Annotated in this window: 15 protein-coding genes; 5 read left to right on the top strand and 10 right to left on the bottom strand. The window is 65.0% G+C overall.

From position 1 onward, the window contains the following. The first annotated feature begins 1 nt into the window (after position 1). From AZOLI_RS19620 to AZOLI_RS19600, 5 genes are all read left to right on the top strand, one after another. Entirely contained in the window at positions 2-1,642 is a 1,641-nt protein-coding gene (locus tag AZOLI_RS19620; protein ID WP_014188874.1) for an N-acyl-D-amino-acid deacylase family protein, read from the top strand. Then, positions 1,639-2,022 carry a RidA family protein gene (locus AZOLI_RS19615; protein WP_014188873.1) on the top strand — a complete coding sequence of 128 codons (384 nt, stop codon included), beginning with the start codon at positions 1,639-1,641 and terminating at the stop codon, positions 2,020-2,022. Before AZOLI_RS19620 ends, AZOLI_RS19615 begins: the two co-directional genes overlap by 4 nt. An 80-nt stretch (positions 2,023-2,102) precedes the next feature. Further along, positions 2,103-3,161 (top strand): alanine racemase, encoded by a 1,059-nt coding sequence (locus AZOLI_RS19610; protein WP_014188872.1) that lies wholly within the window; start codon positions 2,103-2,105, stop codon positions 3,159-3,161. 21 nt (positions 3,162-3,182) lie between these two features. Continuing rightward, entirely contained in the window at positions 3,183-4,187 is a 1,005-nt protein-coding gene (locus tag AZOLI_RS19605; RefSeq protein WP_014188871.1) for an ABC transporter ATP-binding protein, read from the top strand. Further along, positions 4,184-5,185 (top strand): ABC transporter ATP-binding protein, encoded by a 1,002-nt coding sequence (locus AZOLI_RS19600; RefSeq protein ID WP_014188870.1) that lies wholly within the window; start codon positions 4,184-4,186, stop codon positions 5,183-5,185. The genes AZOLI_RS19605 and AZOLI_RS19600 overlap by 4 nt, the downstream gene beginning before the upstream one ends. A 33-nt stretch (positions 5,186-5,218) precedes the next feature. Here the strand turns inward: AZOLI_RS19600 and AZOLI_RS32640 are convergent, their stop codons facing one another. From AZOLI_RS32640 to AZOLI_RS19550, 10 genes are all read right to left on the bottom strand, one after another. Further along, a complete protein-coding gene (locus AZOLI_RS32640) occupies positions 5,219-7,726 on the bottom strand; it encodes a hypothetical protein (RefSeq protein ID WP_162488328.1) in 2,508 nt (835 codons plus the stop codon). A gap of 119 nt (positions 7,727-7,845) precedes the next feature. Next, positions 7,846-8,364: a VOC family protein gene (locus tag AZOLI_RS19590; protein WP_044552522.1), complete on the bottom strand. Its 519-nt coding sequence runs from the start codon at positions 8,362-8,364 to the stop codon at positions 7,846-7,848. Positions 8,365-8,413: 49 nt separating this feature from the next. Continuing rightward, entirely contained in the window at positions 8,414-8,851 is a 438-nt protein-coding gene (locus tag AZOLI_RS19585) for a CopD family protein (RefSeq protein ID WP_014188868.1), read from the bottom strand. Between the two features lie 29 nt (positions 8,852-8,880). Continuing rightward, complete coding sequence (locus AZOLI_RS19580; RefSeq protein WP_014188867.1) at positions 8,881-9,831, bottom strand: zinc-binding dehydrogenase; 951 nt, start codon at positions 9,829-9,831, stop codon at positions 8,881-8,883. Positions 9,832-9,931: 100 nt separating this feature from the next. Next, on the bottom strand, positions 9,932-10,891 hold the full coding sequence (locus AZOLI_RS19575) for an isoaspartyl peptidase/L-asparaginase family protein (protein ID WP_044552186.1): 960 nt from the start codon (positions 10,889-10,891) through the stop codon (positions 9,932-9,934). Positions 10,892-10,902: 11 nt separating this feature from the next. Next, complete coding sequence (locus AZOLI_RS19570) at positions 10,903-11,736, bottom strand: M55 family metallopeptidase (protein WP_014188865.1); 834 nt, start codon at positions 11,734-11,736, stop codon at positions 10,903-10,905. After that, on the bottom strand, positions 11,733-12,812 hold the full coding sequence (locus AZOLI_RS19565) for a DmpA family aminopeptidase (protein ID WP_014188864.1): 1,080 nt from the start codon (positions 12,810-12,812) through the stop codon (positions 11,733-11,735). The genes AZOLI_RS19570 and AZOLI_RS19565 overlap by 4 nt, the downstream gene beginning before the upstream one ends. After that, positions 12,787-13,674, bottom strand: a complete 888-nt coding sequence (locus AZOLI_RS19560; protein ID WP_014188863.1) for an ABC transporter permease subunit — start codon at positions 13,672-13,674, stop codon at positions 12,787-12,789. Before AZOLI_RS19560 ends, AZOLI_RS19565 begins: the two co-directional genes overlap by 26 nt. Continuing rightward, positions 13,671-14,591, bottom strand: coding sequence for a glutathione ABC transporter permease GsiC (gene gsiC / locus AZOLI_RS19555; RefSeq protein WP_014188862.1), 921 nt, complete (start codon positions 14,589-14,591; stop codon positions 13,671-13,673). Before gsiC ends, AZOLI_RS19560 begins: the two co-directional genes overlap by 4 nt. Before the next feature lie 181 nt (positions 14,592-14,772). After that, positions 14,773-16,305 carry a glutathione ABC transporter substrate-binding protein gene (locus AZOLI_RS19550; RefSeq protein WP_014188861.1) on the bottom strand — a complete coding sequence of 511 codons (1,533 nt, stop codon included), beginning with the start codon at positions 16,303-16,305 and terminating at the stop codon, positions 14,773-14,775.

Raw genomic sequence — 16,305 nt, 5'->3', positions numbered from 1 at the left:
GATGAGCGCATCCCTCCTCATCAAGGGCGCCCGCGTCATCGACGGCACCGGCGCCCCCTGGTTCCCGGCGGATGTGCTGGTGGAGCGCGGACGCATCGCCGCAATCGGCCCGATGCTGGACGCGCCGGACGCCGAACCTGTGGAGGCGCAGGGCCGTTTCCTGGCTCCCGGCTTCATCGACGCCCATTGCCACGACGATTTGATCCAGCTGCGCCAGCCCGGCCGGCCGGAGAAGGTGGCGCAGGGCGTCACCACCGTGGTGGTCGGCAACTGCTCCTTCGGCCTCTACCCACAGAATGCCGAGAGCAGTGCGCCCTTGCGCGAGCATTTCGGCAACCTGCTGGGCAATGTTTCGGATCAGGAGACCTTCGCCGATTTCGACGGCTACCGCGCGGCGCTCGACGGGCGCGGCACCGCCATCAACCTCGTCTCGCTGGTCGGGCACGCGGCGCTGCGGCTCGCCGTCATGGGATGGCAGAACCGCGCCGCCACGGCCGAGGAGCGCGAGGCGATGGCGACCCTGCTGGCCGAACAGCTTCGCCAGGGCGCGCACGGCCTGTCGCTCGGCCTCGTCTACCCGCCCAGCGCCTGGGCCGACCGCGCCGAGCTGGTGCGGCTGGCCGAGGTGGTGGCTGACCATGGCGCCCTGCTAACCGCCCATGTGCGTTCCTATGAGGGCGGGCTGATCGCCTCGGTGGACGAGTTCCTCGACCTGCTGAAGGCCGGTGGGGCGAGCGGCCTGCTGTCCCACCTGCAAGCCGCCGGAAAGCCCTATTGGGGCAGCCTGCCGCGGGCGGTGGAACGGCTGGAGATCGCGCGCAAGGGGGGCACCGACGTCAGTTTCGACATGTATCCCTACCCGGCCGGCTCCAGCACCATCCTGCAATTGCTGCCGCCCTCGGCGCTGGCGGGCGGGGTGGACGCACTGCTGGCGCGCATGGCCGATGCCGACGGGCTGGCGGCTCTGCGCCGCGCGGTGGAGGACGGCGAGGCGCCCGACGATGCAGGCTGGGAATCCAAGATCCGCCTGATCGGCTGGGAGAATGTCCGCATCGGCGGCGTCTCGGCGGACGATCTGCGCGCGTTGGAGGGGATGTCGCTGGCGGAAATCGCAGAGACGCGGTGGGAGCAACCCTTCGACACGCTGGTCCGGCTGATCGCCATCGACCGAGGCCGCACCAACATCGTCATGTTCCAGCTGGCCGAAGCCGATCTGGAAACCGCGCTGTCGCACCCGCTGCACATGCTGGGATCGGACGGGCTGCCGCGCGAGACCGGCAAGCCGCACCCCCGCGCCTTCGGCAGCTTCCCGCGCTATCTCGCCCGCGCCATCACGGGCGAGGGGAAGCTGGGGCTGGAGGATGCCGTGCGCCATATGACCGCCGTGCCGGCGCAGCGTTTCGGCCTGACCGACCGCGGGCTGATCCGGCCGGGCATGGTGGCCGACCTGACCCTGTTCACCGCCGACGTGGCGGACCGCGCGACCTTCCAGGACCCGACGCGCCCGCCCCACGGCATCACCGACGTGCTCGTCGCCGGACAGTTCGTCCTGCGACGGCGGGCACACCGGCGCGCGTCCGGGCAAGGCCCTGGCCCGCGTCTGACCCATTTCAAAGTTTCCATACCAGTGAGGACCGAATGACCAACCGCAAGCCGATCTTCGCCGAAAAGGCGGTGCCGCCCGCCGGCCAGTACAGCCACGCCATCGTCGCGAACGGCTTCGTCTATGTGTCGGGCCAGGGGCCGCACCATCCGGAGACCGGCGCTCTGCCCGAGGATTTCGCCGGCGAGGTGCGCCAGACCCTGCGCAACCTGGAAATCATCCTGAAGGCCGCCGGTACCGACCTTGCCCATGTGGTGAAGGTCAACAGCTACCTCAGCGACCTCGGCCGCTTCCAGGAATACAACGCGCTCTATTCGGAGTTCTTCCCGACCGAGCCGCCGGCCCGCACCACCATCGGCTGCCAGCTGAACAACATCCAGGTCGAAATCGACTGCATCGCGGTCCTGCCGACGGCGTAACATCTCGTGCCTATGGCCGATCCCATGGCATTGCCGCCGGGATCGGCCCCTTCCCTGAATCTGCGTTCCGGAGCGGTCCCATGCGCGTCGACGATCTCGACACCCCCGTCCCCGTCATCGACCTCGACCGGGTCGAGCATAACCTGACCAAGATGCAGGAATACTGCGACCGGCACGGGTTGGCGCTGCGCCCGCACATCAAGACCCACAAGCTTCCACAATTCGCGCTGCGCCAGATCGAGCTGGGCGCTGTCGGCATCACCTGCCAGAAAATCGGCGAGGCGATGGTGATGGCCGAGGCCGGCTGCGCCGACATCCTGCTGACCTACCCCATCGTCGGCGTTGCCAAGGTGTCGCCGCTGGCCGAGCTGGCCGGCAAGACCAAGCTGACGGTGGCGCTGGACAACGCCGTCGCCCTTGATACGGTTGCCGCCGCCGCGGCCGAAGCCGGCGTCGAGATCGGCATCCTGGTGGAGTTCGACAGCGGCGACGGCCGCTGCGGCGTGCAGACCCCGGACGAGGTGCTGGCGCTGGCCCGCCGCGCCGCCGGCAATGGCTTGACCCGCTTCCGCGGCCTGATGACCTACCCGCGCGGCCCCCGCACCGTGCCCTTCGTCACCGAGACCCGCGCCCTTCTGGACGGCGCCGGCATCGCGGTGGAAACCGTGTCGGTCGGCGGCACCCCCGGCTGCTGGGACACCCATGAGCTTCCCGGCGTGACCGAGCTGCGCGTCGGCACCTACATCTATCACGACCGCGCCACCGTGGGCGCCGGGGTGGCGACGCTGGACGAGTGCGCCGTGCAAGTACAGGCCACCGTGGTCAGCCGCCCCACCCCCGACCGCGCCGTTCTGGATTGCGGCAGCAAGACCCTGTCGAGCGACCGCGTCGCCCCGTCGGTGGGCGAGGGTTACGGCCTGATCCTCGATTACCCCGACGCGGTGATCGTCCGCGTCAACGAGGAACATGCGGTGGTCGACCTCAGCAAGAGCGGGGCGAAGCCGGAGATCGGCGACCGCGTGCGCATCCTGCCCAACCATGTCTGCGTGGTGACCAACCTGCACGACCGCATGGCGGTCAGCCGCAACGGCGAGGTCGTCGGCGACTGGCCGGTGCCGGCGCGCGGCTGCACCCGCTGACTCCAAATCCGGGATCCCGTCATGGACGCTGACCTCACGCTCGACATCCGCAACCTGCAAACCCACTTCACCGCCGATCCCGGCGTGTCGAAGGCGGTGGACGGCGTGTCCTTCGCCGTGCGCCGCAACGAGACGCTGGCCGTCGTCGGCGAATCCGGCAGCGGCAAGTCGGTGACCAGCCTGTCGGCGATGCGGCTGATCCCGTCGCCGCCGGGCATCATCGCCGGCGGCGAGATCCTGTTCCGCGGCCGCGACGGGCATGTGCGCGACCTCGCCCGCCTCAGCGAGCGCGCCATGCGCAGCGTCCGCGGCAACGAGATCGGCATGATCTTCCAGGAGCCGATGACCTCGCTGAACCCGGTCTACACCGTCGGCGACCAGATCGGCGAGGCGCTACGCTATCACCAGGGCCTCGACCGCCGGGCGGCGCGGGCGGAGGCGCTGGCCATGCTGAAGAAGGTCGGCATCCCGGCGGCGGAGCGGCGGCTGGACGAGTATCCGCACCAGATGTCGGGCGGCATGCGCCAGCGCGTGATGATCGCCATGGCGCTGGCCTGCCGCCCCACCCTGCTGATCGCCGACGAGCCGACCACCGCGCTGGACGTGACCATCCAGGCGCAGATCCTCGACCTGATGCGGCGGCTGCAGGAGGAGACCGGCACCTCGATCCTGTTCATCACCCACAATCTGGGCGTGGTGGCGGAGGTGGCGCACCGGGTGGTGGTGATGTATGCCGGCCGCATCGTCGAGGAGGGCAATGTGCGCTCCCTGCTGAAATCGCCCAGGCACCCCTACACCCGCGGGCTTCTGGCCTGCATGCCGCATCTGGGCCAGCGCCGCGGCGACGGCGGCCGGCTGCATGCCATCCCCGGCAGCGTGCCGAGCCCGGTGAACCGCCCGCAAGGCTGCACCTTCGCTCCGCGCTGCCCGCTGGCCGAGCCGGCCTGCACCGCCGCCGAACCCGTGCTGGAGCCGGTCGGCCCCGACCATTCCGCCCGCTGCCGCCGCTGGAGAGACGTGCAATGAGCATCGATACCGTTACCGAACAGCCCCTGCTGAGCGTTCGCAATCTGGAGAAGCGCTTTGCCGTGCGCGGCGGGCTGCTGCAACGGCCGGTCGGCTGGGTGAAGGCGGTGGACGACCTGTCCTTCGACCTGAACCGCGGCGAGGTGCTGGGGCTGGTCGGCGAATCGGGATCGGGCAAGACCACCGCCGGGCGCAGCATCCTGCGGCTGATCGAGCCGACCGCCGGCTCCATCCGCTTCAACGGGCAGGAGATCACCGGCTTGGGCACCGCCGAGATGCGGGCGCAGCGCCGCCGCATGCAGATCGTCTTCCAGGACCCCTATGCCAGCCTCGACCCGCGCCAGCGCGTGCGCGACGTGATCGGCGAGGCCCTGACGATCCACAACATCGGCACCCGCCCCGACCGCCGCGACCGGGTGGCGGCATTGCTGGAGAAGGTGGGCCTGAGCGCCGACGCCATGGACCGCTTCCCGCACGAATTCTCCGGCGGCCAGCGCCAGCGCATCGGCATCGCCCGCGCCCTGGCGGTGGAACCCGACTTCATCGTCGCGGACGAGCCGGTGTCGGCGCTCGACGTCTCGGTGCAGGCGCAGGTGGTGAATTTGCTGGGCGATTTGCAGCGCGAGCTGGGGCTGGCGGTGCTGTTCATCGCCCATGATCTGGCGGTGGTGCGCTACATCAGCGACCGGGTTGCGGTGATGTATCTCGGCCGCCTGATGGAGATCGCGCCGAGCGATTCCCTCTACGAGCGCCCGCACCACCCCTACACCATGGCCCTGCTGTCCGCCGCCCCCGACCCGGACCCCGACGCGCCGAAGACCCGCATGCTGCTGGACGGCGACGTGCCGAGCCCGATGAACCCGCCATCCGGCTGCGTCTTCCGGACGCGGTGCCCGTTCGCGCTGCCGGCTTGTGCGGAGCCGGAGGCCCGGGCGCTGCGCGAGGTGGCGCCGGGGCATTCGGTGGCTTGCATTCGGGATGATGTGGGGGTGGGGTGAGGGGAATTGGATCGGTGGCATCGGGCGCGGCCATCATAAAACGCCACCTAGAGGGAATGGCTCGCCGTGAGTAACGTAATTAAGCAATTTTAATACGTGATTCCATTCAGTTCCTGGCCTAGTTTTGATTTCCTGTTCCAAACTGGCGCCTCCCATATGGTTCCAGATGTCTGGAAAATCCTTAGCAAGCTGTACATCGATTTGATCGAGAAAAGACAGCCAGCATTGACAATCGTACGATTTTCTTAAGCGACGAAGAAATTCTTCATCGAATAACAAACCATGCTTTTTCAGCTTCGGTATTATTTTATACAGATCTGACCGATTAACGTTTGTATCCCATGCGAGTTCGAACGCTTGAATAATTGACTTATTATTTTGCTCGCTAATCGCTGCCGCAAGCACAAAAAAGCCATTCCAGCAAATTTCTGGATTCTTGTCTGCCATTCCTAGTTTGATTGCTCGCACTTCTTCTGACTTTAGGCCATTTCCCCTACCCAATTCCAATCTTTTCTGCAGAAGAAATGCATCCATGTATTTTGACGAATTGGCAAGAGCCATAGATACTTTCTTCAAAAGCCTTTCGTCGCTGGAACATATTGATTTAAGGTAGTCGAATACCACGTATGGCGAAGCAAATTTCGTCGCACTAACTATCGTATATATCTCTCCGATACTGTTACCAAGTCCAGAATGATTATAATTTGCGTTATCATATTTTTTGATTAAGTTTTTATACATAATATTGGTGTTATTTGCGCCAGAAATACTGTATTCAGGCAAATACGCATATTTGGTAATTGAGGAGCTGCCCTCGCTTGGCCTTATCCTATCGGATTTGAATAATTCTTTAATCTCGATAGCAAGTAGATACTCTAGAAATCGACTATGGCGAAAACGTATATATTCACCCTCAGAGCTTTCTGGAGAAAATATCTGTTCAGACTTTAGAATTCTGATAATAGCGCTGGAACGAGCTTTGAGAGTTATATCGGATTTAGATATTACTCTTTTGGCGTCTTCCTCTGACATTTCATTAGATCGCAAGCAAACCATTTCGACAGCCACTGCCGTGCAGATTTTAAGCATTGTTTCACCGTCAAATCCCTGAACCGGTCTTTTCAGAATATCTTCTTTTTTTCTTTCGAAGAATAAATGAAGAACACTTGAGCCAAAATGCTCTCTCGCATCCACTGGCCCCGCATATTCATTAGCTTCAGAATAGACTTGCAATGTAAAAGGATGAGATAGCGCATCTAATAGATCAGCATTTCTGTTTTCAATGCTATACTTGTAAGAATCTTCGTACTTCTTAATTGCAATCGAAAGCTCGTTTTCAGAAAATCTGCTAAATCTTTTGGTGAATATGCGAGATTTTCTGCCTTCAAGCTGACTTTCCCAATCACGCCAATATTCGTGGCGGATCGTAAGTAATATTAGAATTGGATAGCATATCAAACCCCGACTCTCTGCTAAATCGTTAAGGTCTTTAAGGGCATTGAATAGACCTCTCAGTTCCGTGTTTTTTTGAGGGTATATTGAAGCTTCATCTAATGAGTCAAGCACATACAACATGGGCTTATTTATAACATTCAATGTTGTAAGCCCATCATCACGACTAAGTCTCTGCAAAACCTCTCTGATTCCATCAATATCCGGCTCCAGTGCAGCTTTCACAACCCCAAGGTGAGTTGAACTTTCTGCCAGGTTGGCAGAAAGCGTTGTTTTCCCTGCCCCAGAGTTATCTCGTATAATTGCCAATTGTATTGGCCGCGCACGCCCATGAGAAACACCGCGCTGCGTAGTCCGAGAATGAGTCCCCAATTTTGAAGGTGTAAGCGGAGTAAGAAGATCACGTATTTCCCGGTCAAGAGCACGCTCAACATATAATTGATCGTGTCTTGGAGAACGATGCCGTCTTAAAAACACTGTAGAGGCAGAGCGAAGTACCGAGCGAGCATGCTTCTCGTTCTCGGAGGCATTAGCAAGTTGTTTCTGAATTTCAACAATTGGAGGCGAGACAGTACGGCTTCGTGCGCGCGCTTCACTAACGAGAAATCGCAAAAGATCGCTATATGTCAAACCTGAAAATTCCATCTCATCCCATTGTTGACCAGCAATAATAATCACTGTATGATTTGCTCTATTCAAGTTGTCTGCGGCAGAATATACCCCCTCAGACAACGGCCACAATGAACAAAATAAGCCTATGCATTGGCCGCCCCGCCTCCGGATTTTAAGTTCAAAATCTTCCCAATCATGAGATCCCGGGGTGATATTTTCAGATTTTGCTTTGCATTCAACAAGAAAATGCCATCCATTAAACTCAAAGAAAGCATCAATTTGCTCTGAATCAGTGCCAACAGACAATGGAGGCCGGAATCCCCAAGGGAGGTCTTCGCGAATATATTGTTCAAACACGTATCCACGGCGCTGCTTATCCTGAACAGCGCGCAATTGAGCAAAACGGCCGTTAGTTTTATTCAACTTTGTCACCGTCTCTTTAGGGTTGCTTAATATAGGCACGGTACCCGAAATCACGCCGCGCCGCTACTGTAATGCGCTTTATGGCTGCAACTGCATGCGAAGACGGCTTGAAGACCGAGCAGGTCAACAGCTAGAGCGATAGGAAAAAGCTCGCACTAAATCATCATTTTTTGCTAATTTTGTTTTGATCGCCCAAAGTCAGAGAGAATAACAGTCCCCCTACGCGCCGCCTCAATCGCCGCCACGTCGATCTTCGTCATCCCCATCATCGCCTCGAACGCCCGCTTGGCCTCCTCGCCACCCGCCGCCAGCGCGTCCGTCAGCACGCGCGGCGTGATCTGCCAGGAGATCCCCCAGCGGTCCTTGCACCAGCCGCAGGCGCTCTCCTGGCCGCCGTTGCCGGTGATGGCGGTCCAATAGCGGTCGGTCTCCTCCTGGTCGTCGGTGGCGATCTGGAACGAGAAGGCCTCGCTGTGGGGGAAGGCCGGGCCGCCGTTCAGGCCGAGGCAGGGGATGCCAGCGACGGTGAACTCGACCGTCAGAACGTCGCCCGCCTTGCCGGACGGATAGTCGGCGGGGGCGCGGTGGACGGCGTGCACGGCGCTGTCGGGGAAGGTCTCGGCGTAGAAGCGGGCGGCGGACTCGGCGTCCTTGTCGAACCAGAGGCAGATCGTGGTCTTGGCGACGGCCATGGCGTGTCCTTTCGCGCGGTAACCGGACCGGTCCAACACCATACCGTGTTCAATAGGGCTTCACCACCACCAGCGTCACGATGGCGATGGCCCCGGCGATCACCGCCAGGGGGGAGAGGCGCAGCAGCGGCGAGACCGGGCGGACACCCGACGCGGGAGCCGGCTCGGCCAGCCGGCGCAGCCCGGCGGCGAGCGTGCCGTGCAGGGCGGACAGGGCGGTAACGATGACGACCTTCGCCACCAGCCACGGCTCCAGGCCCCAGCCGCCCCACAGCACCAGCGTCAGGCCGAGAATCCAGGCCAGCCCCATCGCCGGGGAGGTCACGCGGCGGTCCCAGCGCGATGCCGCGCGCAGGATGCGGGCCGGTCCCTCCTCGGCGGCGGTCGTGGAGTCCAGGGCGCTGAGCAGAATGGCGGCGACGGACATCCCCGCGATCCACACCGTCACCGCGGCAACGTGCAGCCCGATGAGCCAGATATACTCCACGACCGTCCCTCAAGAGCCTTGTTCGGGCGTCAGGCACCCACTTGGAGGATGATCTTACCGCGGCCGTGGCCGGAATCGAGCCGTTCATGCGCCTTGCCGACCTGTTCCAGCGGCAGGACGGCATCGACGATCACCCTGGCCTGCCCGCGTTCGAACAGCGGCGCCATCTCGCGCAGGCGGGCGCCCTCGCGGGTCAGGAAGGTGCCGTAGAGGGTCTGGTTCTTCACATAGAGCGCATTCAGGTCGCCGGTCGGCGGCAGGATGGTGGCGATGCGGCCGAAGGGGCGGGTCACCTGGGTGCTCATCGGCACATTGCCGCCGGCGGTGTCGAAGGCGGCGTCCACCCCTGCCCCGCCCGCCGCGCGCAGAATCCGGTCCACCACGTCGGTATCGCGGTAATCGAGCGTCACGTCGGCGCCGAGATCGCGCATCGCCTCGTGGTTGGCCTTGCTGGCGGTGGCGAGCACGCGGGCGCCGGCCGCCTTGGCGAACTGGATGGCGAAGCTGCCGACGCCGCCGGCCCCGCCATGGATCAGCACCGTCTCGCCCGGCCGCACCGCCAGACGCCGCACGATGGCCTCCCACGCCGTGCCGCCGGCCAGCGGGATGCCCGCCGCCTCGACATGGCTGAGGCCGGCCGGCTTGTGCGCGACGATGGACGCGGCGGCGACGGTGTATTCGGCATAGCTGCCGTTGGGATTGCCGAAGATCTCCGGGGTGTAGAACACCTCGTCGCCGGGCTTGAAGCCGGCCACGCCGGGGCCGACCTCCACCACCACGCCCGACACGTCATAGCCGAGGACCGCCGGGAAGGGGATGCCGGCCCAGCTGCCGGAATGGCGGATCTTGGCGTCCACCGGGTTGGTCCCCGACGCGACCACCCGCACCAGCAGCTCGCCCGGCCCCGCCACCGGACGCGGCCGGTCCTGAAGTTCGAACACGTCGGGACCGCCGAACCGCGAAATCACCATCGCACGCATGCTGCCATCCTCCCTCTCGGGTCTTGCACTGAAGAAGCAGCAACGTGGGAAGCCTGCCGCCGTCTTTCCAGCGGGAGAGAGGGGACTTCCAGTCGGAGGGTCAGCCGATGCGGAACTCCTCGCGGTGGATCGCCGTCATCGGCAACCCCTCCGGCCCGATGGCGCCGCGGTACATGCCGGAGCAGTTGAAGGGCAGCGCCACCCGGCCGTCGCGGTCGATGGCGATCAAGCCGCCGGAGCCGCCGATCACGCCCAACTCGTCCACCACGTCGCCCGCGGCGCGCTCCAGGGTCTGGCCGGCCCAGCGCATGCGGGCGTCGATCTCATGGGCGGCGCAGCGGCGGATGAAATGCTCGCCATGGCCGGTGGCGGAGACGGCGCAGGTGAGGTTGTCGGCGAAGGTGCCGGCGCCGATCACCGGGCTGTCGCCGACGCGGCCCTTGGCCTTGGCGGTCATGCCGCCGGTCGAGGTGGCGGCGGCGAGGTTGCCGTCGCGGTCGCGGGCGACGGCGCCCACCGTGCCGTGGCGGCGCTGCTCGTCGCCGTCGTCGGGGGTGCCGGAGCGGCGGCGCTCAAGCTCGGCCTGGAGGGCGTCCCAGCGCGGCTGGGTGAAGAAATAGGCGGCCTCCTCCATCGCCAGACCCTGGCGGCGGCAGAGATCCAGCGCGCCCTCGCCGATCAGCAACACATGCTCGGTCTGCTCCATCACCGCGCGGGCGGCCAGGATGGGGTTGCGCGGGCCGAACAACCCGGCCACCGCACCGGCGGCGCGGTCGCGGCCGTCCATGATGGCGGCGTCCATCTCCTGCACGCCCTCTGCGGTGAAGACGGCGCCGCGGCCGGCGTTGAACAGCGGCTCGTCCTCCAGCGCCATCACGGCGGCGGTGACGGCGTCGAGCGCGCTGCCGCCGTCGGCCAGCACCTCATGCCCGGCGGCGAGCGCCCGGCGCAGGCCGGCGTGGTAGCCCTCGGTCAGCGCCGGGGTCAGGGCGCTGCGCTTGATGGTGCCGGCGCCGCCATGGATGGCAAGGGCGAAGGGCTGCGGGTGCGAAAGGGTCATGGGGGTGGGTCTCAACGCAGGGTGGCCGACATGGCGGACAGGGTGTTGATCCAGCCGAGCACTGCGGCCATGCTGTCGGCGGGGAGGCTGATTGTCACGGGATCGGATCGTTCGGCAACCGGAATCAGTGACGCCAGATCGGCCAGCGCCGGGCTGTTCATCTCGATCTCCAGCCGGTAGGGCGCACCGTCGGCTTGGGGCGGAACGCGGAAAGGCGGAATGGTTCCGGCGCGGCGGACGGCGCGGGTCGCGGCCTCGCGGATGCGGCCACGGGCGACCGACGGGGCGACGGAGCGGGCGGCGCGCTGGCCCAGCGCCTGCTTGACAACCACCTGCTCGGCGTCCGGGAACAGCGGGGCCATCTCGGCGGCGAAGCGGTCGTCGCCGCTCAGCAGGATCACCGGCACGCCGATCTCGCCGGCATAGGCACCGTAATTGCCGGCCTCGCCCAGTTCCAGCCCGTTCACCCGCACCCGGCCGAAGGCGAAGCTGTTGGTGGTGTGGGCGAGGATGCCGTACTGGCGCGCCGAGGTGTGGAAGCCGACGCACATCACCCCGGCGGCGTCCGGCTCCAGCCCGGCGAACATGCCGATGGGCTTGGGGCGGCCGAGGATCAGTTCGGCGGCCGGGTGAAGCTCATCCGGCAGCAGGTTGACCATCGGGCCATGGCTGTCGTTGACCAGGATTTCGGTCGCACCGGCTTCCAGCGCGCCTTCGATGGCGGCATTGACCTCGGCGGTCATCAGGCGGCGGGCGCGCTCGTATTCAGCGTTGCCCGGCGTCACCTGCTGCTGGGAGACGACGCCGGCCACCCCTTCGATATCGGCGGAGATGTAGATCTTCACGGAGTGCTCCCGGAATTCAGCAAGTCTGACAGGCATGGCCGGCTGGCGCCGTTGCGGCCGACCACCGGTGTGGCAGCGGCCAGCGCGTCGAGAACGGCTTCCTGTGTCGCGTCGGCCATCGCCTCGAACAAGGCGTCGATGCGGCGCTCGTTCAGCATGCGCAGGGAAACGATGTCTGCCCGCTCGTCATGGTCGATGCGGTTGGCGGTGGTGAAGCCCAGCGCGATGTCGCCGCTGCCATGGCCCCAGAAGGATCCCACCCGTGCCAGCCCGACCCCGGCGCGGCGGATCACCCGGCGCAGCTGGCGATGGTCGAGCGGAACGTCGGTGGCGGCGATGACGATGACGGAGCCCTTTTCCGGCGCGTCGTCCTTGGCCGGCGGGGCGATGCGGCGGCCATCGGGCAGACGCAGCTCCCCCGGCCGGCCGAAATTCGCCAACACCAGCACGCCCAGATGATGGCGTTTGCCGTCGAGCTTCAGCCGGCGCGAGGAGGTGCCGATGCCGCCCTTGAAGCCGAAGCAGGACATGCCGCGCCCGGCCCCGACCGATCCGACCGCGACCTCCGCCCCATCCGCGTCGGACAGCGCGGCGGCGAGCGCAGCGGCGGCATGGGCCTCGGTCACAGCCAGCGCCTGGATGTCGTTCAGCGGGCCGTCGTTGCACTCCATCACCACCGGATTGACGGTGGCGGTGGTGCGGCCGATGTCGGGATTGCCGGCGATGGCGTGGCGGACCAGGGCGGTGGACGCGGTGCCGACCGACAGGGTGTTGGTCAGCAGGATCGGTGTTTCCAGCGCCCCCAGTTCCTCCACCTGCATCAGGCCGACGCTCTTGCCGAAACCGTTCAGCACCTCTGCCGCGGCGACCGGCTTGTCGCGGTAGAGGTTGCCGGCATGGGGCAGGATGGCGGTGACTCCAGTCTGGATGGCGCCCTCATCCAGCGTGACATGGCCGACGCGCACGCCCGGAACGTCCGTGATGGCGTTGCGCGGCCCCGGCGTCAGCCGGCCGCAGGCGAGCCCGAAGGCCCGCGCACGCTGGCCGTGCTCAACGGAGTTTCGGGTCGAGGGCATCGCGCAGTCCGTCGCCGAGCAGGTTGAAGGCCAGCACCGTCAGGAAGATGGCGAGGCCGGGATAGAAGGTGACGTGGCTGGCGACGCCGATATAGCTGCGGCCGTCGGCCAGCATGGCGCCCCATTCCGGGCTGGGCGGCTGGGCGCCGAGACCGATGAAGCTGAGGCTCGCCGCCGTCAGGATCGAGGTGCCGATGCGCATGGAGACATAGACGATCACGCTGGGCAGCGTGCCCGGCAGGATGTGGCGGACCATCAGCAACCGGTCGCGCACGCCGATGGCGCGGGCGGCGTCGACATAGACCGCGCGCTTCAGCGACAGCGTGCTGCCGCGCACCAGACGGGCGAAGACCGGTATGCTGAAGATCGCCACCGCATAGATGACGTTCTCGATGCCCGGCCCCAGGATGGCGACGATGCCGATGGCCAGCAGGATGCCGGGGAAGGCCAGCAGCACGTCGCAGATGCGCATGATCAGGCTGTCGATCCAGCCGCCGCGGAAGCCGGCGATCAGCCCCAGCGCCACGCCGGCCACCCCGCCGAGCATGACCGACAGCAGCCCGACCGACAGCGAGATGCGCGCACCCCACAGGATGCGGCTGAAGATGTCGCGGCCATAGGCGTCGGTGCCGGCCCAATGGTCGGCCGACGGGCCTTCCAGGATGCGGTCGTAATCGAAGGCCGCCGGATCGAAGGGCGCGATCCAGGGAGCGGCCGCCGCCGCCAAAGCCAGCGCCAGCAGACAGATGCCGGCGGCCATGGCGGTGCGGTTGCGCCGGAACTTGCGCCAGAACTCGCGCAGCGGCGAACGGACGGCTTCGTGGGTTGCGGCGGCCACGCCGGTTGCGTCTGTCGTGGTCATGAGTAGCGAATCTCGGGGTTGGCGAAGGCGTACAGCACATCGACCAGCAGGTTGATGATGATGAACTCCAGCGAGAACAGCAGGATCTCCGCCTGGATGACGGTGTAGTCGCGGTAATTGACGCTATCCACCAGCAGCCGGCCCAGCCCCGGCCAGGAGAACACCGTCTCCACCACGATGGACCCGCCCAGCAGGAAACCGAACTGCAGGCCGACCATGGTGATGATCGGGATCAGCGCGTTGCGCAGCGTGTGCTTCCACACCACCAGCCGCGCCGGCACGCCCTTGGCCCGCGCGGTGCGGACGTAATCCTCGCGCGCGATCTCGATGAAGGCGGATCGGGTGAAGCGAGCCATCACCGCGGCGACGCCGAGGCCGAGAGTCAGCGACGGCATGACGAAATGCTGCCAGGTGCCGTAACCGCTGGTCGGCAGCCAGCCGAGCTTGACCGAGAACAGGTCGATCATCAGCAGGCCGAGCCAGAAGGAGGGGAAGGCGATGCCCGACACCGCGACGATCATGCCGGCATGGTCCTGCCAGCGCCCGCGCTTGGTGGCCGACGCCACGCCGATCAGCAATCCTGCCAGCGTCGCCCACGCCATGGCGGCGACGGTGAGGTAGAGGGTCGGCATGAAGCGTTCGCCGATCTCCTGCGACACCGGCCGCTTGGTCTTCATCGAGCGCCCGAACTCGCCCTGCACCGCATTGCCGAGGAAGCGTCCGTATTGCACCCACAGCGGCTGGTCGAGGCCCAGATCCTGGCGCACCAGTTCGACGTCGCGCTGGGTCGCATCCGGGCCGGCGACCAGCCGCGCCGGATCGCCCGGCAGCAGATGGACGAAGCCGAAGACGAAGACGGAAATCACCAGCAGAACCGGCAGGATGCCGGCGACACGGCCGACGAGATATTTCAGCATGGGGCAGAGGTCCTGGTGGAAATGTCGGCTTCGAATGCCCCCTCCCTAACCCTCCCCCGCCTTCGGCAGGAGAGGGAACTCCGCCGCTCTCGCGCTAAGTTCCCTCTCCCTCGAAGAGGGGGAGGGTTAGGGAGGGGGCAACGCGGCGCCAGCCGCGATAACGACCGGCGCCACACTCAAATCACTGCAGATCGGCCTCTTCCATCTGCAGGCCGCCGTCGGCGACATAGTAGAAGCCGGTCAGCTTCTTCGACTTGCCGGCCAGCAGGTTCTCGACACCGAGGAAGATCCACGGCGCGTCCTTCCAGATCTGTTCCTGGGCGACGCGGTAGGCTTCGGCACGCTTGGCGTTGTCGGCGGTGCCGATGCCGGTCTCGATGGCGGCGTCCACCGTGTCGTTCTTATAATACGCCACGTTGAAGAACTTCGGCGGGAAGCCCTTGCCCCACAGCAGCGGACGCAGGCCCCAGTCGGCATCGCCGGTCGAGGCCGACCAGCCGCTGTACTGCATCTGCACGGTCGCATCCTCCGGCTTCTCGACACCCCAGACGCGGGCGGTCTCGACACCGGCCTCCAGCGGGGTGACGGTCAGCTTGACGCCGACCTGGGCCAGCTGCTGCTGCACGAACTGCATGCCGCGGATGAAGTTGGTGCTGTTGCGGCCGAACATCTCGGCTTCGAAGCCGTTCGGGTAGCCGGCCTCGGCCAGCAGAGCCTTCGCCTTGGCTAGGTCGTAGGTGTACTGGTTCGGCTGCGAGACGTGGAAGCCCAGCTTGGACGGGATGGCCGAATCCAGCGGGCCGGCATGGCCGCGATAGACCACCTTGGCGTAGGCGCTCTTGTCGACGGCGTAGTTCAACGCCTGACGGACGCGCGGATCGTTGAACGGCTTCTTCATGGTGTTCATCGCCACATAGCGGGCGATGATCGACGGGGCGTCGATGATCTCCAGCGCCTGGTTGGCTTCCACCATCTTCACCATTTCCGGCGGCAGCGGATAGATGAACTGCGCCTCGTTGGTCTGCAGCATGGCGATGCGGCTGCCGTTCTCCGGCACGCTCTTCAGCGTCACGCTGTCGACCTTCGGCAGGCCCGGCTTCCAGTAGTTGGCGTTCTTCTCGACCTTGAGGGTGTCCGCTTCCCAGCTGACGAACTTGTAGGGGCCGGTGCCGACCGGGTGGCGGCCGATCTCCTTGCCGAAGGTCTCCAGCGCCTTCGGGCTGTGGATCATCGCGCCGGGATGGGCGAGGTTGTTGTTCAGCGCGCCGAAGGGCTGCGACAGCTTCAGCGTGATGGTGTAATCGTCGACCACCACAGTCTCGGCCAGCATCGCCAGCAGGCTCTGGCGCTTCAGCCGGTTGGCCGGGTTCGACAGGCGGTCGAAGTTGGTCTTCACCGCCTGGGCGTTGAAGGGCGTGCCGTCATGGAAGGTGACGCCCTTGCGCAGGCGATAGGTGTATTCGGTGGCCGTGTCGTTGACCGTGAAGCTTTCCGCCAGCAGCGGGACCAGCTTCATCTCCTTGTCGAAGCCGAACAGGCCCTGCATCATCGTGCGGCTGGCCGACTGCGACAGGGTGTCGTTGATGTCGGCCGGGTCCAGCGTGGTGATGTTGTCGGGGATGCCGACCACCAGATTCTTGGCGGCGAAGGCCGGACCGGCCAGCGCGGTGCCGGCGAGCAGGCCGGCCAGCAGGGGAAGAGCGAAACGCGTCAC

Source organism: Azospirillum lipoferum 4B (assembly GCF_000283655.1).
Taxonomy (GTDB): Bacteria; Pseudomonadota; Alphaproteobacteria; order Azospirillales; family Azospirillaceae; genus Azospirillum; species Azospirillum lipoferum_C.
The sequence above is the reverse complement of the archived record's forward strand: the minus strand, read 5'-3'. Positions and strand labels throughout refer to the sequence as shown.